Raw genomic sequence first — 24,713 nt, 5'->3', positions numbered from 1 at the left:
TCAGACTCACCTTCCAAGTCCGAAAGCGAAGCGAAATGACCGTCCTTTTTCGATTCAGCCCATCCCTTCAGTGTGATTCATCACAAAACGGTCAGATTGCTTGTTGCGTCGCAACAGCGCACCGCGTTAGAATCCTCGCCCGCAACCCTTCCTCACGCAGTTTTTGGCGAGAGTTTCGATTTTTCCGATGATGAGGTGAACGAGTCCCCCATGCTCTTCGGAAGATTTTGCTCCTGCGTTCTGGTTGGGTTTCTTATGCTTTCGGGCACTGCGGCTCAGCAGACGCGCCCACGTCGCGTGGCTGTAACGAGTACGGCAAACGGAGCGCCTTTATTGATGAACGATCTTGCGCTTCCCTCCTCCCCGGTCATCCCCACAGCGAAAGCTCCGAGCGTTCCGTTTAGAGATCTGCTATTGATGGCGATAAACGAACGGCTCGGCGCGCCATACGCTTACGGAGCGGCTGGGCCATACAGTTTCGATTGCTCAGGCTTCGTCTGGAGCGTCTTCCAGGCGATCGGCATCAACTTCGAGCGAAGCAGCGCCCGTTCGCTTTGGCAGCGTCTGGCTCCCGTTCCGGCGGGCGAGGAGTTCAAATTCGGGACGCTCGTCTTCTTCAACAATCTGACGCATGTCGGCATCGTCGCCGATGAACACGGCTTCTATCATGCCTCGCGTTCGCAAGGCGTGACCTATTCTCCTTTCAACGATTATTGGCTGGAGCGTATTGACGGATTTCGCCGCATTCCCGATAAAGTCATTCAACTTGCCGAATGATCACATCGCCGCTTCTCCGGAACGCGATCTCCTCGTTCGGGTTTAGGCGAGGTATCCCGGGGGATTGCCCATCAGTTTATCGACCGGAAGGCGTCTGGTTTAAGCCCTAAGCCTCATCATTTGGGCACGGTAAAACCCGCGCGATGCTCATTATCCTGAGCTTCCCAAACGGCGACGATCTTATCGATCGCGACATACCCGATCCGTCCATCGCCATCCCTCAAGTGGAGCACGTGGCCATCGACCCGCACCACTTCGCCGCGCAGATTGGCCATCCCGAGACAAAGCAGATCCACTTTCTTTCCGATCAGCTCCGCTAAGAACTCTCTCATCTCCTCTTCTCCGCAACCGATAGCCGAGATCAGCGAAGACGTGCCTTTACTGGCGACCATTTCGGTCGGCGCTCGTGCGGTTGAAGGTTATCTGCACGAGCGGCAATACGGTCAGATCATCCTGCTGCCGTTGCTCGAACTTGAGCACATCATAATAGACGCACCGCGAACGGGCCGGATAGTCACGACACACTTGCGGGCGCGCATGATAGATCGAACAACGGCGCGTCTGGCGATCGAGGAACATGCACGCTTGTCCGAAGAGCGGATCGCGAGCCCTTCTTAGCACGCGCTCTCCAGCATAGAGTTTCGTGAAACGTTTGGTCGCCTCCTCGATCGTCACGGCGAAATGGCGAGCCAAACGCGCGATATCGCGGCGCGTGACGGCTATGCGTTCATAGACGGCGCAGCAGAAGGCCGGGCACCGCTCGCAATTATAGAAGATCCGCGTTTGACCTCCCTGTCCGTTTTTACTCATCGTCCCACTCCTTCATTTTCGCTCACCGCGCCCTGAACTTTGCGCTTTGAATCGTTCCACATCGAGGCCAGATGTAATTATCGGCAATGCAACGATAGAATCAACACCGTGGGGCGATTTTCATCCCCCTTCGTCGCCCGGGATGTCTTCGCTTTACCAAGGGATCGAATCAAGCGGCGAGAAGCTTATGACATCGATGCCGACTCATTCGGCGTTTCGATCGCACGTCGCAAACGCAAGCGTTCTATGCGCCTATCGTCCGCCTCCAAGATCTCGATCTCGAGACCATGCAGTTGCAATCGCGTGCCGGGACGCGGCACATATCCTAACTGGTCGATGATCATTCCGGCGACGGTCGTGAAATCGCCGTTCTCCAGTTTCAGATCGAAAAGCTGCTCGAGCTTCCAGATCTCGGTCGAACCGAGGACGCGGTAGAAGCCGTCGGCCTCTTCGATGATCTCATCGACGCCCTCGCGCTTTGTATCCTCATCCTCGATCTCGCCGACGATCTCTTCGAGTATGTCTTCGACCGTCACGAGCCCGGCGACGCCTCCGTATTCGTCGATGACGATCGCGAGTTGGACATGGGCCTTTTGCATCTCTTCGAGCAGATCCGCGACCTCTTTCGTTTCCGGCACGAAATAGGCCTGGCGCAAGAGCGCGGCGATCTTTTCATCTTCGCGCCCTTCGGCCCAATATTGCAACAGATCCCGCACGTAGATGATCCCCTCGATGTTGTCGATCTGATCGCGATAAACGGGCAGGCGCGAATATTTTGAGGCGATGATCGTATCGCGCGCTTCGCGAACCGTCGCGGTGATCGGGAGCGCGACGATCTCCGTGCGCGGCGTCATCACTTCGCTCACGCGCGTTTCGCTGAACTCGATGATCGAGTGGATCAGCTTGCTCTCCTCTTCCTCTAAAATCCCTTCTTCCTCTCCGACATCGATGAGCGCCTGGATCTCGTCATCGTCCTCTTCATCCTCGATCGTCTCGCCCTCGTCCTCCGCCTCCTTTCGTCGGCAGCGCGACAATCCGCCATTAGCGGGCATCGGGAGCCACCTGAGGGCGCGATACAGCGGGTGAAACGCCGGCAGCAGAAAGAGGATGATCCGCTCTGGACTGTAACGCGCGATCAGACGCGGGATGATCTGTCGAAACGAGAGCGCTAGAGCGAGCGCGATGATGAACGCGATGCCGAGGAACCCTTGATAGGGATAGAATCGCAGGACCAGCGAGGTGACGAGCACCGTCGTCGAGACGATGAGCACCTGGATCGTTGTCGAGAGCGTGAAGCGGAAACGCGCGCGATCGTCGAGTATCTCCTTCAAGAAGAGTCGCGCGCGACTGGGTCGCTCCTCGAGATCGGCCAACAGGAGCCTGAGCCCCACATCGCTCAGGCAACTGAAGGCGATATCGATCGTTGCGAGGAAGGCCAATGCAACGAGGAACAGCACGGTTAAGGCTAGCTCGATCTCCATACGTTGCGCAGGTGAATCATACGCGGAGGCGGCGGCGCAAGCGAAGTTCTAAGCGGTTCATCTCTCCATCATCCGTCTCATGATCGTAACCGCACAGGTGCAGCAATCCGTGCAGAATGAGCTGGGCCACCTCGCGTTCGAAGCTTAAACCATGTTCAGCCGCTTGTTCCGCCGCCCGCTCGACCGAGACGACCACATCCCCGAGCGGCTCCTCAGGGCGCCGATCGACCGGATCTTCAGCCATGGGGAACGAAAGCACATCGGTCGCCGCATCGCGCCCGCGGAACTGCCGGTTCAAACGCTTGATCGTGCGATCCGAGACGAAGACGACCGTCGCCACCGCGCCCTCTAACCCTATGGCGTCGAGCGCGCGTTCGGCAAACCGTCTCCAGTATGCGCAATCCATCGAGCGACGACGTTGTCTGTTGATGACTTCGACGACGTTTCGGCTCATGCTTCACGACTGGATCCTCATCGCTGGACCACACGCCGCAAGGTCGAAAGGGTCAAAGCTGACTCTTCTTCGAATGCTCTTCGTAAGCTTTGATGATCATCTGCACCAGGCGATGCCGCACGACATCCTTTTCGGTGAAATAGACGAACTCGATCCCCTCGATGCCGGAAAGCACACGCTGCGCTTCGACCAATCCGCTCCGTTTCCCTGCCGGTAGATCTATTTGCGTCACGTCGCCCGTGATCACGGCTTTCGATCCGAAGCCGATGCGCGTCAGGAACATCTTCATCTGCTCGCTCGTCGTGTTCTGCGCCTCATCGAGGATGATGAAGGCATCAGAGAGGGTTCTGCCCCTCATGAAAGCGAGCGGAGCGACTTCGATGATCCTCTTCTCGATAAGGCGCGTCACGCGATCGGCATCGATCAGATCGAAGAGCGCATCATAGAGCGGGCGCAAGTAGGGATCGACCTTGTCCTGCAAATCGCCGGGCAAGAAACCGAGCTTTTCGCCCGCTTCCACCGCCGGACGCGCCAGTATGATGCGGCTCACCTGCTTCTGCATGAGCGCCTGCACGGCCATTGCGACTCCCAAATACGTCTTCCCCGTTCCGGCGACGCCTATGCCGAAGACGATGTCGTTCTTTTGGATCGCCTCGATGTAACGGCGTTGATTGGCCGATTTCGGCGCCACCTGTTTCTTGCCCGCCGGATTGAAGCGCGCTTTGGTGAAGTAATCGCGCAGGCTGTAGGCGCGATCTTCGGCGATCTGGGCGAAGGCTTCGCGTAGTTCGCGATCGGTGAACGATCGCCCCTCGGTCATGAGCGCGGCGAAATCCTCCAAGATGCGCTCGACCGTCTCGACATCCTGTGGATCGCCCGTTACGATCAACTCCTGTCCGCGCGCGTCCACGCGCACGTCCAGCAGCGACTCCAGATACTTGATGTTCTGGTCATGGACGCCGAAAAGGGTCTCTACTCCTCGTGGTGGAAGAGCTACCTTCTTCAAACCGCGAAACTATCTCCTTGCTCGTCGAGGTAAAAGGGACGCAGGTTCAGCGGATGGCAGACCATCGGCGACAATAGCGCTTACGCACCATCTATAGCTCATCGCGTCTAGACAAAGACGCTACTATAGGGCAAGCGCGCCTGTCAATACGACAAGCGCGCGATCGAGCGCTCACTCGATCCCCCAGGCGAGGCCTGATGGAGCGTTAAACTGGGGCGGAAGATGGGCTTCGGTAAGAAGCGCCTCGAGCAACGGGCGCGTGTGCTCCGGTTGTATGTAATCCCATTCGAGTTCGTCGAATATCTTGCGTCGCTCGCCACTCCGCAACGCCTCATCGACTTCGCGCAATAGCGCACGGCAGAGCGCCGAGACGACGTCGCAGGCAAACTGCGTCCCGGTACAACGCCTCAATTCGGCGATGATTTCGGTGAAGTGCCGTCTCTTTCGGTATGGGCGATCCGTCGTCATCGCGTCGAAAGCATCGGCGAGCGCGACGATCTTCGCCCCCAAGGGAATCTGATCGCCCTGTAGACCCTCGGGATAACCGGTCCCATCGAGCCTTTCGTGATGGTATCGCGCAAGCAATGGCAGATCCGTATAAGGGTGTTTGATGCGCGTCAAGATCTCGTAGCCAGCGATCGTGTGCTCCCGAAGTTCCGGCACGTCGCGCGCTGAGAACCTGCGCGGCGAATTCATCACTTCGCGATCGACGATCAGTTTGCCTATGTCGTGAAGGTATCCGGCGACACGGATCCCTTCGACCGCATCATCATCCCAGCCGAGTTCGCGTGCGATGATCGCGGCATACTTTCCGACCCGTTCGGAGTGGCCGCGCGTGTAGGCGTCTTTACAATCGATGGCGACGGCAAAAGCGCGCACCGTGTCGTGGTAAAGCTCTCGCAGATCATCGTAGAGTTTGCGATTCTCATCGGCCCGACATCTGACTTCAGCCATCAAACGATGATTGTGAATCCCAACGGCGATATGGCGCGCCATCGCCGCGATGATCTCGCGATCGCCGTCGCGCAAAGGCTCTCCGCTCGCCTTATCGCCCAGCAAGAGAAGGCCGATCAACTCGCCGCGCACGACAAGCGGCATCAACAACTCGAACCGCGCCGCCGCCAAAGCCTTCAACGCCGGCAGATCCCTCGCTTTCGCGAGCCATATGCCGCGCGTCGGCCCATCGCCCAAGCGCGAAGCCGTCTCCCGATCGAGCGCCTCCTCCGCCAACTCACTTTGGAGGCCGCGCGCGGCGACGAATCGTAACCGTTCGAGATTCGGGTCATAGATGGCGAGCGCGCCGCGCCGGATGGCGAGCGCGCCGAGCACGACATAGAGCGAGGCGCGCGCCATCTCTTCGAAGTTCTGCGCATCCGCGATCTCCTGCCCCAAATCCGCCAACGCCGCAAAGGCGTGCAGCAAACGGTCAGTCTTCTCCAGCACAGACTCCCCTTTCAGCAATCCATCGGCCAGATAGGTCTCGGTCCGTTCGTCGCGCTCTCGCCCTGCACCAACGAGACATATCGCGTCAGTCCCAGCATCTCAAAGAGCGCAGCCGTCTGCGCGTTGACTTCGGCGAACGTTACGGAGGCGTTGTACTGCTGTGCGATATCGATAATGCCGAGCAATATCGAAATGCCAATGCTGTTGACCAATTCCGTATCGCGGAAATTGACGATGAGCGTGCGACATCCCGCTTCTAAACGAAGCCGACATTCACGTTCGATCCTCTCGCCGCTCAATCGGTTCAAGTAATTCCCGGCGTAGACGACCGCGGCCTCTGTCATCCCGGGAGGCTCTTGACGCCCTCCGGACGGTAGTCTCTCCATCGCCGTAAGCTCCCCCTTCTTACGAAGATGTCCGTGGATGTAAGTACTTCGTCATGCGGAGACAAGCCCCATCATCGACACGCTTGAATTCGACTTCATCCATGAGCGTGCGGATGAGTTTCAGCCCCAACCCTCGTTTGCTCCTCCCGCTTGTCTGTTTGCCGTTGTTGTTGGGTTCGCCATGGAAAGCCACACCGCGGCTCCACACGGTGATCACTAATCTATCACTTTCGGCGCGAAAGCGTTGATAAATTTTCCTCTCCGGACTCAAACTGTGCTCCGCCACGTTGAGGCAGGCTTCGACGAGCGCCACCTTGATCTGATTGATCGCTTCCGGCTCGAAGTTCAAACGGCGCGCAATCTGCTCGACCGTGTGAGCGGCGATCAACTCCGTATCCTCGCCGATCGGGATGACCATCTCGAATTCATCGGCCTGCGCTTCGGTCGTCGATTTGGAGAGAGGCACGCTCAAGCGCGCCGTCAGAAACTCCAACTGTTGACGATTCGAGCCGTATGCCTCGCGCTCGCGTAAGAATTCGCACGCCTCGGCGGAGAAACCCGCTGGCGCGACTAACCATACCCGGAATCGCTTAAATCCGCAAGAGCGAGCGAGTTCGACGAGCCGATTATGCCACATTTCGGCCACCGCCCGCCCGACCTCGACCTTCGCCTCGATCTCCGCCGCTAACCAAACGATCTGATTCGCCTCCGCATACTGGCCAGCATCGAAGCCGTGTGCGACGACGCACTGCGCTTCCTCGCACAGACGTTCGAACGATTGATGAAAGGCGAGACACGGGGCGGTATGGATGATCTGCGGCAAAAGCACGAGATCGGTCTCCGCATCGAGGGCCGAAGCGATCGCCTCCGGCTCCATCCCCTTGTACATCCGACTGAAACGATCGTAATGTAGGAGACTGGCCGGCACGCGCTGACAGTTGAAGCGCGCGAGCAACTCGCGCAAATGCAGCGCCGCCTCGCTGCGATAACGGCGCGCCATCGTCTGCGGGGCGCGCATCAACAACGACAACAGCGTATCGGCGACGACGAGCGCGCGCCGTTCGGCGGCCACCTCCAATCTGTAAGTGATCTCTAGATAATCGCGCCAAACAGTGTCGTCCGCAACCTCGATGAAAGTGCCGCTGAAGTTGATCAACTCCTGCGCGTGCATCTGGCGCAGCGTGCGCTGAAGCTCATCAGAACTCATGCTCAAGCGCTTCAGCCAAGCCTCGACGGGGCTCTGCCCCTGCGCCGCGTTCGCCGTCTCGTAGAGGGCGCGCACGAAGGCGCGCCGCATCGCCCCGTTCGGCACGATGCGCTCCCAAACTTCAGCAAAACGGCGATTGATGCGCCCGCCCAATAACTCATCGACATAAAGCCGTTGACAAGCGAGGAAGTTGTCGAGATCCTCTTTAGCCTCTTGCGCCGCGCGTAGCAAAGCCGTAAGAAAGAACGGCCTTCCCTTCAATTCCTGAACGATGAGATCGCACGTCGCGCCGTTGAGCCGGATCTGCCGCCGCGCGGCCCACCGTTCGATCAACGAACGGGCATCCGCCTCGCTCAGCAGGTCCAGGTGAAGCGTTCCAGTCTGCTCGAAGAGCATGTCGGCGGCAGAAACGACCTCCAACACGCGCCGCCTCAATCCGGCGATGACGAATGGCGTACCGGCGCGTATGCAAGCGCGCGCCACTTCCGCGCCGAGCGCCGTCTCGCCGCTCAGATGTTCCGCAAGATGCACGTCATCGAAGAGGAGAACGGTCGTCACCCCGCCAGCGGCGGCTCGCTGCGGCGCGCTTAAGCACAGTCGAACGAGTTGACGCTCGTCCCCATCGGCGCGCACCTGCTCGTAGGATTCGAGCAACTGTTCGAGCCAGACGTAATCCGATGGGGCGGCCAATTGTAAAAGATCGTTGAGCGTCGGATGAGCATCGATCAATGCGGGCTCACGCCGCCGATAGGCCGTCAACTGCAACAGGAAGGTTTGCAGAAAGTGGCGGGCCGCCGCGCTCGCCGTTCGATCATGCAGACTCCATGCGAAGTAGATGGGGATCGCCAGTTCATCATGGAAAAGCGCGTCATAGCTTTGGCGCAGCAACTCCGAAAGCCCGGCCCCCGGCGGCGCAAGCAGAAACAGACCGCGCTCGGCGGTCTCGCGCCGCGCCAGATTCACGATACGCTGTAACTCCGCATCGCGCCCGACGAAATCTGCGCGCGCGACGTGGCCGAGGATCGGATGCCGTCTATTCTGCGCCTCTGAGGACATCATCGGACTCCGAATAAAGGGCGATCTGATTCTTGCCGCGCTTCTTCGCCATATAGAGCGCCTTATCAGCCGCGCCGATGATCGCTTCAGCCGTATCGAGGGCTGGACCGAAAGCGGCGAGCCCGATGCTCACCGTGATCGCTCCGAGCGGCTGCGCTTCGGCGAAGGGATGCTGATCCAACTGAACGCGCTGGCGCACACGCTCGGCGATAATCTCCGCTTCAGCCAAATTCGTCTCCGGAAGAAGGACGCTGAACTCCTCGCCGCCATAGCGCGCCGCCGAATCGCTAGCGCGCAAATCTGCGCGCAAACATTTGGCGATTCGCTGCAAGACGACATCGCCCGCCTGATGGCCATGGAGATCGTTGTAATGCTTGAAATCGTCAACATCGATCATCATGAAACTCATCGCGTAACCTTGACGCTTCGACCGCTCCAACTCCTCGATTATGCGCGCTTCTAGATAGCGGCGATTGTACAATCCGGTGAGCGGATCGGTGACCGAAAGCTGCTGGAAGCGATGCGCCTTCTCCTGCCACTCAGCGGTCGAAAGGGCGAGAGCGATCTGCGGCGCCAAGATCTCTATCAACTCCAGATCGAACTCATCATACGCCTCGCCATCGCTTCTGTCGGTTACGTTCAATACGCCAATCCGTTTGCTGCCGATGATGAGCGGATAGCTGATGAAGGAGCGCGTCCGGTAGCTCCTCTCCTCCGCTCCCGAAGGCCTTTCCGTCAAGTCCCGGACGAGCAATGGGCGCCCTTCACACAACACCTTTCCAGACGTCATCTCACCCAAACGGACCCGCTCCATGCGGACCACCTCCGCATGCGGACCGACAGCGGCGCGCACTATCAATTCGTTCGCCTCCTCATCGAAGAGCAACAGAGAGCTACGCTCCGCGCGCAACAGTTCCGCCACCTGATGTAAGATGGCGATATACATCTGATCGACTTCCAACTCGCTCGCGCGTTCGAGGAAAGATCGCAGCGTCGCGGTCGCGTGCTTTCGTCGTCCGAGCTCTTCACGCAACCGCGCTACTTCGAGCACGGCGCCGATCTGCGTGCACAGAGAATGAAACGCTTGGCGTTTTTCAGCTAGAAGCGCGCCGACTTTGACCGCAATCGCGCCGCTGATCCCCTCGGCGGCGTGAAGCGGGAAGATCTCCAAACTCTCCGATCTTCCTCTTCTCCCGTGCCCATCCGCTTCGAGGAGCAAAGTGGAGCTTTGCGCTGCGCCGCCCAACGCTTGAATATCGAGGCGCCAGTCTTCCGAGATGAGCAACCCGCTCACATAAAGCGGGACGAGCGTGCGGCCCGAGCGCGCGAGCACGGCGAGCGCGTCGATCTTCAGCATCGCGGACAACTTTCGCCCAAGGCGATGGCAGACTTCGCGCAACGTCTGTCCCGAGGCGATTTCGAGCGCGTCTTGTAGACGCTCCTCCCGCCGGTCTTCGGCGACGTGCGCCGCGCCCGCCTCGTCCAGCGAAGGTTGCGGACGTGCGGCGATCTCCGCCAACCGCGCTGCAAGCTGTTCCAAACGCTGCTGCGTGGTGAAAAGCACGTTCCGGAAGAGCTCGCTCAAATCTATTTCGCTCAAATCCCCGTTACGCACGCGCTCGATGAAGGCGCGATAGTCAGCGCTGAAGAGGAAGGCGCGGCCACCGACGACGGCCACCTCTCGCCCACCGATGACGATCGGAACGGCGACGCAACGCAACCCCACATGACACCGATAGTGGGCCAGGCCTCCAGCCTCGCGCGCGCGTTCAAGCGCCCGCCCGCAGAAAGGTTGGCACGACGGCGCATGCTTGGGCGAAGCTTGCAGCGCGCGACAGATCGAGTTGTCATTGAACGCGGCCACCGTCACTTCATCCTGAGCGGCGATGGCGACAGCGAGCCCTGAGGAAGTCGCTAACTCGCGATTCCTCTCGAGCCAATCGGCGGGCGCATCGTCTCTCCATTCACTACGCCCTTCAACTTTTCCCCGCGCTGCGTCGGTCATCTCATTCGTTCCCGAAATCTGAGGTCACCTCCAACACGCTCTTTCCGCTCATAAGCCACGGGAGCCAGAGAAACTAGCGGTTCAGTATGGCAGGGAGTTTCAGCCGACCGCCTGGAACCGATCTGCCATGTACTCCTTGTATCGAAGAGGGCGAGAGTTCACATTCCGATCGTCCCTCGCACCGACCGGGGCAAAGCGCGAGAGCGCGTCTGAAGATGCCCGCCCGTCCAAACAATAAAATAATCCGAATGGGACCAAATTTTCACGAAGCGCGCTTCAACCCCGGCGCTTCGCCTGCCGCGACTCGCTCGATTTGCGGCTCATCCGGGCTGATCCGGATGCAAGCGGCAAAATGGCGCGGCTTGATCTCGACCAAAGGCGGCACGACCTCGGCGCACTGCGCGATCGCATACGGGCAGCGCGTACGAAAACGACAACCAGACGGAGGATCGAGCGGCGATGGCACGTCGCCTTCGAGCACGATTCGCCGGCGCGTGAGTTCAATCGTCGGATCCGGCACCGGAACCGCTGAGATGAGCGCCTTAGTGTACGGCATCAATGGCTCTTCGTAGATGGCCCGCGCCTCGGCCAATTCCACGATCTTCCCCAAGTACATCACCGCGATGCGATCGGAGACGTAGCGCACGGCGCGCAGATCATGCGAGATGAAGAGATAGGTCAAATCGAACTCGCGTTGCAGCCGTTTCAGCAGGTTCATGATCTGCGCTTGGATCGAAACATCGAGCGCGGAGATCGGTTCATCGGCAACGATCAATTTCGGATTAAGCGCGAGCGCGCGCGCGATCCCGATCCGTTGTCGCTGCCCGCCGGAGAATTCATGTGGGTAGCGTTTGATGAAACGTGGACTCAAGCCGACTTTGCGCATCAGATCGCGCACGCGCTCTTCCGTTTCGAGTCCGCGCGTAAGGCCGAATGTCTCAAGCGGTTCGGCGATGATATCGCGCACAGTCAGGCGCGGGTTAAGCGAAGCGTATGGGTCTTGAAAGATCATCTGCAGATGTCGCCGCTCGCGCCGCATCTCTTCGCGCGATAAGCGCGCCAGGTCGCGCCCGCGGAAGATGATCTGTCCGCCAGTCGGTTCGATCAGACGCAAGATGGCGCGCCCCAGAGTCGATTTGCCGCATCCCGATTCGCCGACGAGTCCGAGCGTCTCTCCTGAGCGGACGACGAGCGTCACGCCATCTACGGCCTTGACGACGCGCCGCGCCGGGCTGCCGCCCGTGATCCGATCCCACAACGTCCCGCCACCGAGATCGAAATGAACGCGCAGATCGCGTATCTCGAGCAGCAGATCGCGACCATCGCCGGATGGCGGAACCTTCGGCGATCCGCTCGATGCGTTCTGTGAGCTGATGGCTTCCCACATCCCCTCAGACACGTTGATGTTCGCCCCTTTCAGTTAACGGATCGACGCCCCCGTGCGCTTCCGAGCGAGCGTCTTGCCCGCAAACCGACCTTTTGGTGAAAGCGACTCGAGGGAAGATCGCCTTTTGACTTCCGACGGAACTCCTTCAAAGCGGGTTCAGATCACTAGCCCCCTTCGCCTCCTTCTCGCGCACCGATTCGGCATACACCTCCGTAGCGAAATGGCAGAGCGAGTGATGATCCGGCGCGATCTGCACGAAAGGCGGAAATTCGCGACGGCATCTCTCTTGCGCCAGCGCACACCGCGGCGCAAACGGGCACCCGGGCGGCAACCGCGCGACATCCGGCGGAAGTCCGGGGATCTGATACAGCTCGCGCCCCGCATCGCGCGCCGGATCGGGCACAGATCTAAGAAGCCCTTTCGTGTAGGGATTAGCTGGTGTCGCAAACAGTTTCGCCGTCGGCGCGATCTCGAAGATTTTGCCGGCATACATGACGATGATCCGATCGGCCATTCCGGCGACGACGCCGAGATCGTGCGTGATCAGGATGACGCTCATCCCGGTCTCGCGCTTCAGCCGTTTGATGAGTTCGAGGATCTGCGCTTGGATCGTCACGTCGAGGGCGGTGGTCGGCTCATCGGCGATGAGCAACTCGGGCTCGCAGGCGAGAGCCATCGCGATCATCACGCGCTGCCGCATCCCGCCGGAGAATGCGTGCGGGTAGGAATCAACGCGCATGCGCGCATCTGGTATCCCGACCCGTTCGAGCATCTCGATGGCATGCGCATACGCCTGCCTCTTCGTGTGCCCGAGATGGAGTTGCGTGAGCTCCATCAACTGGCGGGAGATGCGCATGAAAGGGTTGAGCGAGGTCATCGGATCCTGAAAGACCATCGAGATGCGCTTGCCGCGGATCCGACGCATCTCGCGCGGCGTGAGCGCAAGAAGATCTTCCCCGTCGAAGATTATCTCGCCCGAAACGATGCGCCCTGGAGGTTCCGGGATGAGCCGCATGATCGATAGGTTGGCGACCGATTTCCCCGATCCCGATTCGCCGACGATCCCCAAAGTTTCGCCGCGGCGCAGATCGAAACTCACCCCATCGACGGCCTTCACGATGCCGTCCTCGGTGTAAAAATAGGTGCGTAGATCTCTGATCGAAAGAAGTATTCCGTCCATCGTTAACCTGCCGAGCCCCGACTAGACTTTACGCATCTGCGGATCGAGCGCATCGCGCAATCCATCGCCCAAGAAGTTCAGCGAAAAGAGCGTCAACGCCATCGTCGCACCCGGAAAGATCATCTGCCAGGGGAAGATGGCGATATTCTGGATGCCTTCCGCGACCAAACTCCCCCAAGAGGAGAGCGGCGCCTGCACGCCCAAACCGAGGAACGAAAGGAACGCCTCCTGCAACATGACCGACGGGACGGTGAGCGTCGCATAGACGATGACCGGCCCGAGCACGTTCGGCACGAGATGACGGAAGATGATCTTTGGGGTGGATACGCCGGTGGCGCGGGCGGCTAGAATGAACTCTTGATTTTTGAGCGAGATCACCTGCCCGCGCACGATACGCGCCATCGTCAACCAAGAGACCGAGCCGAGCGCGATGAAGAGCAGGATGAGCTGCCCCATCGGCGAGCGCTGCCCGAAGACGGCGAGCAGGACGATGACGATCATCATATATGGCAGCGCATAGAGCACATCGACGATACGCATCATGACGTTGTCAACGCGCCCGCCCAGATAACCAGCCGTCGCCCCATAAGCGACGCCGATCAACAGTGAAACGAGCGTCGAGATGATGCCGACCAGAAGCGAGATCCGTCCGCCGATCAACACGCGCGCCAACAGATCGCGACCGGCGGTGTCCGTGCCCATCGGATGCGCCCACGAGAAAGAGCCATCCGGCGCGGTAAACGGCGGGAAGGCGCGAATCAGATCGGGATCGCGCGGGATGTAATCGTACGTGTAACCGGTGGCCCAACGAATGATGGGCGGACCGATGAGCGAAGCCAAAGCGATCAAGATGACGACGATCAGACCGAAGACGGCGAGCTTGTTGCGCAGCAATCGCCGCCATGCATCCCGCCAGAGCGAGACGCCGGCAACCGCTTCCTCATCCTGAGCGCCGAACGCCTCAGCTCTATCGGGAACCATCTCTTCAGGCGAGATGAGATGCGGCTTGCCGTTTACCGTATCTTCGATCCCCGTCAGGCGTTCATCACTTCTCTCACTCATCGCCCTCAGTACCTTATCCGCGGATCGATCAACCCGTAAGCGATATCCACGGCCAGATTGAGCAACATGATCAAGATCGAGGTGAAAGCGACGATGCCGATGATCAACGGTTCGTCCCGATTCAAACTCGCATTGATGAAATAGTTCCCCAGCCCGGGCAGCGCGAAGATGCGCTCAACGACAACCGTGCCCGAGATCAGAAAGGCGAGCGCTGGTCCAGTGAACGAAACGACCGGCAAAAGACCGCCGCGCATCGCATGGCGGAAGATGACCGCTCGCTCGCTCAATCCCTTAGCGCGCGCGGTCCGGATGTAATCCGAGCGCAATACTTCGAGCATCCCGGCGCGCGTCAACCGCGCGATGTAGGCCATGTAAACGGCCGACAGCGTCAGCACCGGAAGGACCAAGTTCCAACTCGGGAAACCTCCCCAACGGGATGGCGGGAGCCAATACAGGTTCAGCGAAAAGATGAGGACGAGGATGGGTCCGAGGACGAAGTTCGGGACCGAGATCCCGAGCATCGCCAGCGCCATCGAAATGTAATCGAGGCGCGAATTCTGCTTGACCGCCGCCAGCGTTCCGGCGGCGACGCCGACGACGAGCGCCAACCCGTAAGCGAGCAAACCGAGCGTCGCCGAGACGGGCAACGTCTGCGCCAGGATCTGATTGACCGATTGGCCTTGATATCTGAGCGAAAGGCCGAAATCGCCGCGCAAAACGTTGCCGATCATCCGCCCATACTGCACATACCAGGGTTTATCGAGGCCGTATTTCTCGCGTATGTTCTTCTCGATCGCGGGCGGCAGCGCCTTTTCGCTGGAGTAAAAGTTGCCCGGCGCTAAACGGATCAGCCCCCAAGTCAAAGAGATGACGACGAGAACCAGTGGAACGGTGATGACCAAACGACGGATGATGAATCGAAACATAGTCATCTGACTCTTGATCCCCTCGCCCGACGAATTTTGCGCGCCACCTCCCCGCTCATCTCACGACCTCGGCCATCTGCGGCATGCCGCGATCCCATTTCGCTGGATCGTGTTCGATGTAGACGAATTTCCACGGATGCAAAGTCATCGGATTCGGGTACATGCCTTTGACGTAAGGTTTCTTCAACCAATTTGTCGCATACGTGGCAAGAGGGATGATCGGGCAGGCGTCAAGCAGATATTTCTCCGCCTTCGCCAACAGTTCGTAACGCCTCTGCGGATCGAGCGTGCGATTCGCTTGATCAAGTAGGCGCATATATTTCGGATCCCACCACCCCGTGCCGTTGTCGCCGCCCCTCGTGTAGAAGAGCGAGAGAAATGTGTTCGGATCCATATAGTCGCTGACCCACGCGCCGCGCGCGAATCCCTTGTAGTTGAGCTTCGCCCGATAATCGAGGAAGGTCTTCCACTCCATGTTCCGGATCGGGATCGTCAGACCTAAGTTCTGTTTCCACTGGGCTTGTAAAAATTCGGCGACCTCTTTATTACGATCGCTCGTGTTGTAGACGTACTCGACCTCGCTCACCGGAAACTTGCTCGGATCATAATTGCCCGCCGCGTCGCGATATCCCGCCGCCGCCAAAAGTTTCCTAGCCAGTTCCGGATTGAAGTCTTCACCTTTCGGTTGCGGATAGTTCGGGAAGATGCCTTCGGGAGAGAAAGCCGTCAAAGGTTTGACGACGCGCAGATACTTCGCCAGCGCCTGCCGATCGATCGCCAAACTGAAAGCACGCCGCACGCGGATATCGTTCATCGGCGGGCGCGTCGTGTTGATCATCACGTAGGAGATCGAAGCCTCCGGGGCGTCCATGTAATCTTTGAGTCGGCGAACGAAATCGACCCAACCGGTCGGCACCGTGTGATTGTAAGTCGCATCGATATATCCCGCCTTGTAGAGATTCATCATCGTCGTCATATCTTCGATCGGATAGAAGATCAGCTTATCGAGCTTGACGTTCGCGGCGTCCCAATAGTATGGATTGCGCACCATGACGATCTCGCTATACGGACGATGCGACTGCAGGATGAATGGACCACTGGTAATGATATTCCCCGGCTTGGTCCATGCTTCACCATATCTTTCAATCGCCTTACGCGGCACGACACGGAAGAGTTGGTGGGCCAGCAGTTTGACGAAGAAAGGCGCCGGTTGATCCAGCGTGATGCGCAACGTGTAATCGTCCACGGCTTCGACGCCGATATCCTCAGCGCGCACGGGGACGAACTCCTTGCCGGCGACGAACGATTTGAGCTTCGGGTTCGCGGCGAAAAGGCGCGCGCGCTCCTGCTCCGTCCCGGGAAGCACGAGGCGCGACGGCGAACGGATGAAGCGATGAAAAGGGGTATCGGGCGCTCCGCCTTCGATCACGGTCGCGCCCTCAGCCGATGGCGCGCTCTCATCGCCACTCGGCGGAACATCCCTCTTCAACAGAAACTCGCCGGTACGCGGATCGCGCACGAAGACGCCGCCCTCGTTATAAGCCTGCGCGTATTTGATGTAATAGGCCAAATAAGCCGCCCGCGAGGCCAGTTCGGGCGACAGTCCGCGGCGGAACGTGTAGACGAAATCTTGCGCCGTGATCGGCTCGCCGTTGGACCAACGCGCGTTTCGCCTGAGATAGAAGGTGAACTCGGTCGAGTCAGCGCTCACCTCCCATCTTTCGGCGATCGCCGGAATCGGTTCAAGCGTCACCGGATGATATTCGACCAGCCCCTCATACAGCGCCATATAGAGGCGCGCTTCGGGCTGTCCGGTGCTCATCTGCGGATCGAGCGATTCCGGCTCCGCTCCGGAGACGTAACGCAATACTTGCCCTTCGGGTGGAGCAGTCTTTCCGAAGTACTCCGCTTCTCCAGATTGAACGGAACAAGAGGCGATCGCTAACGTGAGCGCTAAGATCGTTGATCCGATCGCTCGTCCTCTCATCCTCCGTCCCCCAAAGATTAGCCCGCTCATCTCATGCGCTCAGCATCTTCTCGCCCAATCCCCAACTCTTATGCTTTCGCAGAGTCTATCCCAAACGAGAGAGGGCAAGTTCGAACGATCACCCAATCGCCATCCTCGCTCGATCCCGCCCGCAGGCCGCTCGCGGGAAACGGCCTTTTGCGCGATCGCGCGCCGCGAGATCTGAAAACGGATCTGATTTCCCACCTTATCGAAGAACGGGGGGGAGTTCACTGGCGTCATCACGTTATCACGGCGCACAATCGATAGACAAGATGCTCAATGCAACAATCGCCACACCCTCCCAATAACTGCGATCTTCAATTCGATCCAGCCAACACACGTAATCGGCGATAGACTTCCTCCACCTGCCGGCGCGTATCCTCGAATCCGTTTGAGGTATCGATCAAGAAGTCCGCATAACGCATCTTCTCTTCCTGAGCCATCTGCGCGGCGATCCAACGTTCCGCCTCGTCGCGCGTCAGCTTATTTCTCGCCATCAGGCGCTCGCGTTGTATCTCCGGACGACAATGGACGACGATCAACTTATCGAAACGTTGGTATCCGCCCGTTTCGACCAGCAAAGCGGCCTCCACTACGGCGATCCCATTCGGGTCCTCCCGCTCAAGAGCCTTCAAGCGCTCTTCCTGAACGGCGATGATCAGCGGATGAAGGATCGCGTTCAGTCGCTTACGCTTCCTCTCATCTGCGAAGACGACCGCGGCCAATCGTCCGCGATCCAAACTCCCATCGGCGCGCAAAAACTCGGGCCCGAACTCTTCGATGATGGCGCGCAATCCGGGCGTGCCCGGCGCCACGACGGCGCGCGCGATCTCATCCGCATCTATGACGTGGCATCCCAACTCGCGCAGCACCGAAGCGACAAACGACTTGCCGACCGCGATCGACCCCGTAAGACCGACACGCAACATCTTCGGTCACTTCAATTCGATCTTAACCTGCGTTGGCGTGCAGCCATGACGGTGTTGCGCATAAGCATGGCGACGGTCAACGGACCGACCCCGCCCGGCACTGGAGTCAAATAGCCCGCGACCTTTTCAGCTTCCGCTGGATGCACATCACCGACCAGAGTATAGCCGCGCCGCCGCAGAGCGTTTACGCGCTCTTCCGCTCGCTCACCGAAGAGGGCGCGTATCGTCTCTTCATCGGTCACGCGATTGGTCCCGACATCGATGACGACGGCGCCCGGTTTTATGTGTTCGCCGCGGATCAAAGCCACGCGCCCCGTAGCGACGATCAGAATATCGGCTTGGCGCGTCAACGCGGCGAGATCGCGCGTGCGCGAATGACAGATCGTCACGGTCGCGTCACGCTGCAGTAACAATTGCGCGACTGGACGCCCGACGATATTGCTCCGTCCGACGACGCAAGCGTGCGCGCCGCCGATGGCGATCCCATAACGATCTAATAGCTCGATGATCCCAGCAGGCGTGCAAGGTGGAAGAGCGGTCTGCCCCAACATCATACGCCCGACGTTGACCGGATGAAATCCATCGACATCCTTCGCCGGATCGATCGCCTCCAGAATGCGCATCGCATCGACGCCTTTGGGCAATGGCAATTGCACCAGTATGCCATCGACATCTGCACGCGCGTTCAATTGAGCGATCAACGCGAGCAACTGCTCGGTGCTCGTCTCGTGCGGGAGCGCATGGTGCTCAGAACGTAGACCGAGCGCGATGCTCGTGTTCACTTTGTTGCGCACATAGACAGCAGATGCCGGATCATCGCCGACCAGAACGGTCACCAAACAAGGGATGATCCCGTGCTCCCTTTCGAGGCGGGCGACCTCCTCTCTGACCTCAGCCTTTATCTCCTCAGCAACGCGAGCGCCATCGAGCAAAGTGGCGCGTTCCTGTCTCCTCTCTGCCATAACCATAACTTCCGGGGCGAGATACTAGCACATCACGCCGCACAAGCCCACAACCGCCTCTTCAGAGACCTCGCCTCGCGGAGCCGAAAACCCGTCAGTGAACGTTTCGACTGAGGCTCACCTTTCGAGCCTTCAGCAGCCGACGGATCGTGGCCGTAATGCTCCTTATGCCTTCGGGCTTCGGCAGATAAGCGTCCGCGCCAGCGCTCAACGCTTCGCTCAAACACTCCTCCGAGGTGAACATGAGGACCGGCGTTCGCCGCCGATAGGGCAATTCGCGGACGCGCCGCAAGAGTTCGAGCCCACGCCCGCCGCGCAGTTTTGAATCGAGAATGATCAGATCATAGCGCTCTTCCTCTCGCTCTATCTTCTGAAGCGCACCGATCATGTTGCGCGCGTAGTCAACCTCCCATCCCTCTTGCTCGAGCATCTGTTTGACTGTGAGGAAAACTAACGCTTGATTTTCGACGTAAAGGATCCTGACCGTTGACAAAGCCATGATTTGACCCTTCATGCGTAGTCGCGCTCGACTCCCGACTAGCTGAAGCGACTGAAGCAAGGGGTATGCCGTTTCCGCCCCGTACCTTTCGATCTGCCGACTATGTGAGAGATTGCAAAGAGGTTAGCGGCCTCGACCGAGCTTCGCGATGATAGAGCTGAAGACCAGCGCGAATCGGAAAATCCTTCCCAACGGCCCGCCTCCAATCAGGATAACTGACCGTCAGCCAAAGGTTTAACTCAGTTCGCAAGAAATCTTGCGGGATGGGAACGGCCGTGCCACCTACTCCTTCAGATCCATCCAATTCTGGCCGATGCCGACCTCGACCTGAAGCGGCACGTCAAGTTCCACGGCGCCCTCCATTTCGCGCCGCAAGATCTGCGCCGCACGTTCAGCCTCTTCGCGCGGGGCTTCGACGAGCAGCTCGTCGTGCACCTGCATGACGAGCTGCGCGCGCAGACGTTCGCGGCGGAAAGCCTCATCGACGCGCAGCATGGCGAGTTTGACGATGTCGCTCGCCGTGCCTTGGATCGGCATGTTGATCGCTTCGCGTTCGGCCCGGGCGCGCACCTGCGCGTTGCGGTCGTTGATCGCCGGGATCGGGCGAATCCTCCCGAAGATGGAGCGGACGACGCCCTCGCGCCGCGCGCGTTCGACCGTCTCCTCCATGAAACGGCGCACCCCTTTGTAAGTTTCGTAGTAATCTTCGATGACTTTCTTGGCCTCTTTGCGCGAGATGCCGACTCGCTGCGCGAGCCCGTAAGGTTCGATGGCGTAGGCGATGGCGAAGTTGACGATCTTCGCCAATCGCCTTCTCTCTCGCAACTCGGCTTCGGTCTTGGCCCCGAAGACGAGTTGCGCCGTGCGCGCGTGGATGTCTTCGCCTTTTTGGAAGGCTTCGAGCATGACCGGATCGCGCGTGATGTGTGCGAGAAGCCGCAGCTCGAGCTGCGAGTAATCAGCCGCGACGAACAGGCAGCCATCGTCCGGCACGAAGGCGCGGCGAATGCGCTGGCCGAGTTCGGTGCGAATCGGAATATTCTGAAGGTTGGGCTCGCTCGAAGAGAGTCTGCCGGTGGCCGTCACCGTCTGGTTCAATCGGCAGTGAATGCGCCCATCAGCGGCGATCTGCTTGGGCAGCGAGTCAGTATAGACGCTCTTCAATTTATCCAGCTCGCGATATTCGATGATCAAGCGCGGCAACTCATGCTGCTGGGCCAACTCTTCGAGCAACGCGCGGCTGGTTGACATCCTTCCCGTCGAGGTCTTGCGTCCGGTCGTGATGTTCAACTCCTCGAAGACCTCGGCGACCTGTTTCGGCGAATTGATGTTGAATTCGCGTCCGGCGACGCGATATATCCTCTCGGTCAGTTTGCGCAGCTCCTCGCCAAAGTAACCGGACAGCTCACGCAGGACCTTCAAATCGACGCGCAGCCCGGCCCGCTCCATGCGGTAAAGAAGCGGGGCAAGCGGCAGCTCGATCTCCTTGTAGATCATCTCCAGCCCGTTCTCCAGCACGCGCCCGTGAAGAACATCCGCCGCTTGCAGAGTCAGGTCGGCGGCTTCTGCCGCGCGCCACTCATCGCCGGTCCAGCCTTCCGCCGGTTCGGTCCACGCTTCCGCTCCCGTCGCATCGCGCGCCAGATCGTTCAACTCGTAGCGGCTACGCACCGGATCGAGCAAGTAGGCAGCGATCAACGTGTCGTCAGCGACGCCTTCGATTTCGATCTTCAACTGGTCCAACAGCGCGACAGCGCGCTTGAGATCATGCACGACTTTGCTCACCAAGCCGTTGCCGAAGGCGTCGCGCAGCAGCGCGGCAGCCTCATCCAGTCCGCCCTCGAAATTCTTAAGGTCGATGTAATTTGCCGCGCCGGCGGCGGTCGCGATCGCCACTCCCGAAGGCGCTCCGCGCGCATCGTGCGCGCCGCCCTGTTCTCCGGCCCCAGCTGGAGTCGAATCCGCGACGGCGAAGCTCCACCCGTCCGTATCCCACAAACGACGGACGAGCCCCTCCAGTTGAGACTTCGTCCTGAGGCGTTGATAGTTTCGCCCTTCGCGCACCTGCACGAAGTGTGCGGCGTCGGCAAATTCGCGCATCAGCGAACGGAACTCGAGTTCGCGGAAGAGCGCGTAAGCTGCGGCGCGGTCGGGTTCTTGCGCGCGCAGACTTTCGATTTCGATTGCGATCGGGACATCGGTGCGGATCGTCGCTAACTCGCGCGATTTCAAGATCTGGTCCGCATGGTCGCGCAATGCTTCACGGTATCTTTTGTTCTTCACTTCCGCCCAATGCGCAAGCGCGTTTTCGATCGAGCCGAACTGCTCGAGGATCTGCACTGCGCCTTTGGCGCCGATGCCGGGCGCGCCCGGAATATTGTCGATCGGATCGCCCATCAATCCCAACAGGTCGGGAATCTTTTCGGGCGGGACGCCGAAACGCGCTTTGACCCACGCTTCATCGCACCACTCGATGGGCGGCACCGGTTCACGCCGTTTGATGTTCTGCGGATTCTGCCTCAAGCAAATGATCAGCGGATCGCGCACGAGCTGGCAGAGATCCTTGTCGTTCGAAACGATGACGGCTTGAATGCCCCGCTCGGCAGCGCGTACAGCCAACGTGCCGATCACATCGTCAGCCTCGTAGCCCGGAAAGTTGATGACCGGAATACGAAAGACTTCGCAAACTTTGATGATCCACGGAAGCTGCGATTCGAGCTCATCGGGCATCGCGGCGCGATTCGATTTATAGGCGGTGAAGCTTTCGTGGCGAAAAGTCGGCACGCCAGATTCGAAGATCGCAGCGATGTAATCCGGCTTCTCTTCGGTGAGGAGCTTGCGCAACATGTTTGTGAAGACGAAGATGGCTTGCGTCACCTGGCCCTTGCTATTAGTGAGCGGTTCGAGCCGCGCGCCCATCGGGGCGAAATAGGCGCGAAAGATGTGCGACATCGAATCTATCAGAAAGAGTCGCGCCGTAGGCTTCTCTTCCCTCTTGCTTATCTCCTTTTCCGGCATGCTGCAGATGATCATAAGTGCCCCTCTAGGCGGTGTCAAACACCATCTTGCGCCGCCCCCAAGCGCTCCACAGAGCAAGCGTCGCAAGCTCAGTGTCGCGCCCAAGCCACATCATTGTTGCGCTCGCGCCACACATCGCCATCCCATCCGCTCGCTCCGGGAAGCGCTAAAGCACAAGGCTCAGTGGCTATTTTTCAGTTCGCGAGCTAGACGAAACGTTCATAGGCGACCGTCGGACCGATCTTTCGACTCGTAAGGTATGAAGCTTGCTTAACGAACTGGCGTTAAGACGCGATGATCAGACAGACGACGCTAGCGAAAGGGGTGGAGACGAGCGGGATCGGCTTACATACGGGCGTGTCGGTCACGGTCAAACTCCACCCGGCGCCGCCCGATACGGGATACGTCTTCATTCGAACCGACCTGGGCGGCTTCGAGATTCCAGCCAGCATCGAATATATCGCCAATTGCAGCTACGCGACGACGCTCATGCGCACAGGCGTGATGCTCTCGACCGTCGAACATCTGCTCGCGGCGTTGCGCGGCTGCGGCGTGGATAACGTCTACATCGAGGTCGACAATCTGGAGATCCCGATCATGGATGGTTCGGCTGAGCCTTTCGTCGCGTTGATCGAGCGCGCCGGGTTGATCGAGCAGACGGCGGCGCGCAAAGCGCTTCGTGTGCGACGTAGAGTGTCGATCGAGCAAGGGGAACGCCGCATCAGCATCGAGCCTTTCGATGGGTACGAAATAGATTGCGAGATCGAGTTCGCGCATCCCATCATCGGACGACAACGGCTGTGCGTCGATGGACTGGACCAGCGGTTCTTCGCGCGCGAGATCGCGCCGGCGCGCACTTTCGGTTTCACGGCGGAAATAGAACAGCTTCGCCGCGCCAACTTGATCCGCGGCGGGTCGCTCGATAACGCCATCGTTCTAACTCCCGAAGGGATCCTCAACCCTTCCGGATTGCGCTACCGCGACGAGTTCGTGCGCCACAAAGCGCTTGACATCATCGGCGATCTGGCGTTAGTCGGACTGCCGATCATCGGTCGGGTCACGGCTGAACGCAGCGGACACCTGCTTCACGCGCTGCTGCTTACGCGCCTCTTGCGCGATGAGCGGGCGTGGGAGATCATCGATGCGCCAGCGGACGCGGATCGCGAACCGCTCATCATGTCAGGCCTCGTTTGAGAACCGTCCCCGAAGGATGTTCGTTCACTCCACGGCTTCCGTTTCGCGCGTGACTGGCGCCCGCTCGGTCGCCGATCGATTCACCGGGCGCAATTTCACGACGCCGATCGTGATGTTGTCGTAGCCGCCGCGCGCACGCGCTAGGGCGATCAATCGCTCGCTCGCCTCATAAGGCGTACTGGTCATGACTAATATCTGCTCCAGCTCCCGATCTTCGACTAAGTCATGCAAGCCGTCCGAACAGAGCATGAAGATATCGCCAATCCGTACGGTGAGCGGTGAAGCGGGCATGTAGATATCGACGTTCGAGTTCGTGCCCAAGGCGCGCGTGATCACATTCCTATCCGCATGATGACGCGCTTCTTCGCGCGAGAGCGTGCCGCGACGCACCATCTCCATAACGATCGAATGATCCTCGGTCAGAAGATAGAGCCTGCCGTTGCGCAACAAGTAGAGTCGGCTATCGCCGACATGCGCGATAAAAGCCCTCTCTCCGCATAGCGCTAACGCCGTGCAAGTCGTCCCCATACCGCGTAGATTGTCGGCCCCGGCGGCGACTTCGCAGATCCGACGATTTGCTTCCATAAAGGCGCGACGGAGCGCCGCCGAAGGTTCGCCCGATCCATAATAGTAGGACCGACTGATGGTTTCGATGGCGATCCGACTGGCGACTTCTCCGGCAGCGTGACCGCCCATGCCGTCGGCGACCACGGTTAAAATCCCACGTTCGCCGAGAAGATGAGGATCACCCGGATGGACATGGCATCCGCTATCTTCATTCACATCGCGCATGCAACCGGGATCAGTTCGCAAACTGGCGACCACTTCGAAGGCTGACGTCACGCGCTCTTGCTGAAATCCGCTCGCCAGCCCCCCGTTTTTGCCGCCGCGTCGGAGACGAGACAGGTATCTGCCGAACATAG

At 59.4% G+C, this 24,713-nt stretch carries 21 protein-coding genes; 2 read left to right on the top strand and 19 right to left on the bottom strand.

What is annotated here, in order from left to right:
• Positions 1 to 336: 336 nt before the first annotated feature.
• The gene (locus PYK22_RS16520) at positions 337 to 777 is read left to right on the top strand and encodes a C40 family peptidase (protein WP_157770713.1); all 441 of its coding nucleotides are present in this window, start codon (positions 337 to 339) and stop codon (positions 775 to 777) included.
• A gap of 116 nt (positions 778 to 893) precedes the next feature.
• On the opposite strand, the gene PYK22_RS06435 is transcribed toward PYK22_RS16520, so the two are convergent.
• The 18 genes from PYK22_RS06435 to polA all read right to left on the bottom strand — a co-directional run bounded on the left by PYK22_RS06435 (position 894) and on the right by polA (position 22,611).
• Positions 894 to 1,109 carry an MM0924 family protein gene (locus PYK22_RS06435; protein WP_157770712.1) on the bottom strand — a complete coding sequence of 72 codons (216 nt, stop codon included), beginning with the start codon at positions 1,107 to 1,109 and terminating at the stop codon, positions 894 to 896.
• Positions 1,110 to 1,155: 46 nt separating this feature from the next.
• Positions 1,156 to 1,587 (bottom strand): YkgJ family cysteine cluster protein, encoded by a 432-nt coding sequence (locus PYK22_RS06430; RefSeq protein ID WP_041975292.1) that lies wholly within the window; start codon positions 1,585 to 1,587, stop codon positions 1,156 to 1,158.
• Positions 1,588 to 1,772: 185 nt separating this feature from the next.
• Entirely contained in the window at positions 1,773 to 3,068 is a 1,296-nt protein-coding gene (locus PYK22_RS16515) for a hemolysin family protein (protein ID WP_060635413.1), read from the bottom strand.
• A gap of 16 nt (positions 3,069 to 3,084) precedes the next feature.
• The gene (gene ybeY / locus PYK22_RS06420) at positions 3,085 to 3,522 is read right to left on the bottom strand and encodes an rRNA maturation RNase YbeY (RefSeq protein WP_041975290.1); all 438 of its coding nucleotides are present in this window, start codon (positions 3,520 to 3,522) and stop codon (positions 3,085 to 3,087) included.
• Positions 3,523 to 3,574: 52 nt separating this feature from the next.
• Positions 3,575 to 4,528 carry a PhoH family protein gene (locus PYK22_RS06415; protein ID WP_041975289.1) on the bottom strand — a complete coding sequence of 318 codons (954 nt, stop codon included), beginning with the start codon at positions 4,526 to 4,528 and terminating at the stop codon, positions 3,575 to 3,577.
• A gap of 171 nt (positions 4,529 to 4,699) precedes the next feature.
• Complete coding sequence (locus PYK22_RS16510; RefSeq protein WP_060635412.1) at positions 4,700 to 5,971, bottom strand: HD-GYP domain-containing protein; 1,272 nt, start codon at positions 5,969 to 5,971, stop codon at positions 4,700 to 4,702.
• 11 nt (positions 5,972 to 5,982) lie between these two features.
• On the bottom strand, positions 5,983 to 6,357 hold the full coding sequence (locus PYK22_RS06405; protein WP_041975288.1) for an STAS domain-containing protein: 375 nt from the start codon (positions 6,355 to 6,357) through the stop codon (positions 5,983 to 5,985).
• Positions 6,358 to 6,376: 19 nt separating this feature from the next.
• Positions 6,377 to 8,620, bottom strand: a complete 2,244-nt coding sequence (locus tag PYK22_RS16505; protein ID WP_060635411.1) for an ATP-binding protein — start codon at positions 8,618 to 8,620, stop codon at positions 6,377 to 6,379.
• Positions 8,598 to 10,625, bottom strand: a complete 2,028-nt coding sequence (locus PYK22_RS16500) for a diguanylate cyclase (RefSeq protein ID WP_060635410.1) — start codon at positions 10,623 to 10,625, stop codon at positions 8,598 to 8,600. Before PYK22_RS16500 ends, PYK22_RS16505 begins: the two co-directional genes overlap by 23 nt.
• Before the next feature lie 262 nt (positions 10,626 to 10,887).
• Complete coding sequence (locus tag PYK22_RS06390; protein WP_083437657.1) at positions 10,888 to 12,012, bottom strand: ABC transporter ATP-binding protein; 1,125 nt, start codon at positions 12,010 to 12,012, stop codon at positions 10,888 to 10,890.
• Between the two features lie 145 nt (positions 12,013 to 12,157).
• Positions 12,158 to 13,192, bottom strand: a complete 1,035-nt coding sequence (locus tag PYK22_RS06385) for an ABC transporter ATP-binding protein (protein WP_041975287.1) — start codon at positions 13,190 to 13,192, stop codon at positions 12,158 to 12,160.
• Between the two features lie 21 nt (positions 13,193 to 13,213).
• Complete coding sequence (locus PYK22_RS06380) at positions 13,214 to 14,254, bottom strand: ABC transporter permease (protein ID WP_173568269.1); 1,041 nt, start codon at positions 14,252 to 14,254, stop codon at positions 13,214 to 13,216.
• A 5-nt stretch (positions 14,255 to 14,259) separates the two neighbouring features.
• Entirely contained in the window at positions 14,260 to 15,180 is a 921-nt protein-coding gene (locus PYK22_RS06375; protein ID WP_041975286.1) for an ABC transporter permease, read from the bottom strand.
• Positions 15,181 to 15,235: 55 nt separating this feature from the next.
• Positions 15,236 to 17,167 (bottom strand): peptide ABC transporter substrate-binding protein, encoded by a 1,932-nt coding sequence (locus tag PYK22_RS06370; protein ID WP_041975285.1) that lies wholly within the window; start codon positions 17,165 to 17,167, stop codon positions 15,236 to 15,238.
• Positions 17,168 to 17,505: 338 nt separating this feature from the next.
• Positions 17,506 to 18,117 (bottom strand): dephospho-CoA kinase, encoded by a 612-nt coding sequence (gene coaE / locus PYK22_RS06360; RefSeq protein ID WP_060635409.1) that lies wholly within the window; start codon positions 18,115 to 18,117, stop codon positions 17,506 to 17,508.
• Positions 18,118 to 18,128: 11 nt separating this feature from the next.
• On the bottom strand, positions 18,129 to 19,079 hold the full coding sequence (locus tag PYK22_RS06355; protein ID WP_041975283.1) for a bifunctional 5,10-methylenetetrahydrofolate dehydrogenase/5,10-methenyltetrahydrofolate cyclohydrolase: 951 nt from the start codon (positions 19,077 to 19,079) through the stop codon (positions 18,129 to 18,131).
• A 94-nt stretch (positions 19,080 to 19,173) separates the two neighbouring features.
• The gene (locus PYK22_RS06350) at positions 19,174 to 19,578 is read right to left on the bottom strand and encodes a response regulator (RefSeq protein ID WP_041975650.1); all 405 of its coding nucleotides are present in this window, start codon (positions 19,576 to 19,578) and stop codon (positions 19,174 to 19,176) included.
• 282 nt (positions 19,579 to 19,860) lie between these two features.
• Entirely contained in the window at positions 19,861 to 22,611 is a 2,751-nt protein-coding gene (gene polA / locus PYK22_RS06345; RefSeq protein ID WP_060635407.1) for a DNA polymerase I, read from the bottom strand.
• Between the two features lie 279 nt (positions 22,612 to 22,890).
• Between polA and lpxC the strand changes: the two genes are divergently transcribed.
• Positions 22,891 to 23,790: a UDP-3-O-acyl-N-acetylglucosamine deacetylase gene (gene lpxC, locus PYK22_RS06340; RefSeq protein WP_041975282.1), complete on the top strand. Its 900-nt coding sequence runs from the start codon at positions 22,891 to 22,893 to the stop codon at positions 23,788 to 23,790.
• A gap of 24 nt (positions 23,791 to 23,814) precedes the next feature.
• On the opposite strand, the gene PYK22_RS06335 is transcribed toward lpxC, so the two are convergent.
• Positions 23,815 to 24,711, bottom strand: coding sequence for a Stp1/IreP family PP2C-type Ser/Thr phosphatase (locus tag PYK22_RS06335; RefSeq protein WP_060635406.1), 897 nt, complete (start codon positions 24,709 to 24,711; stop codon positions 23,815 to 23,817).
• Positions 24,712 to 24,713: the final 2 nt, after the last annotated feature.

Source organism: Pyrinomonas methylaliphatogenes (assembly GCF_000820845.2).
GTDB classification, from domain to species: Bacteria; Acidobacteriota; Blastocatellia; order Pyrinomonadales; family Pyrinomonadaceae; genus Pyrinomonas; species Pyrinomonas methylaliphatogenes.
The sequence above is the reverse complement of the archived record's forward strand: the minus strand, read 5'-3'. Positions and strand labels throughout refer to the sequence as shown.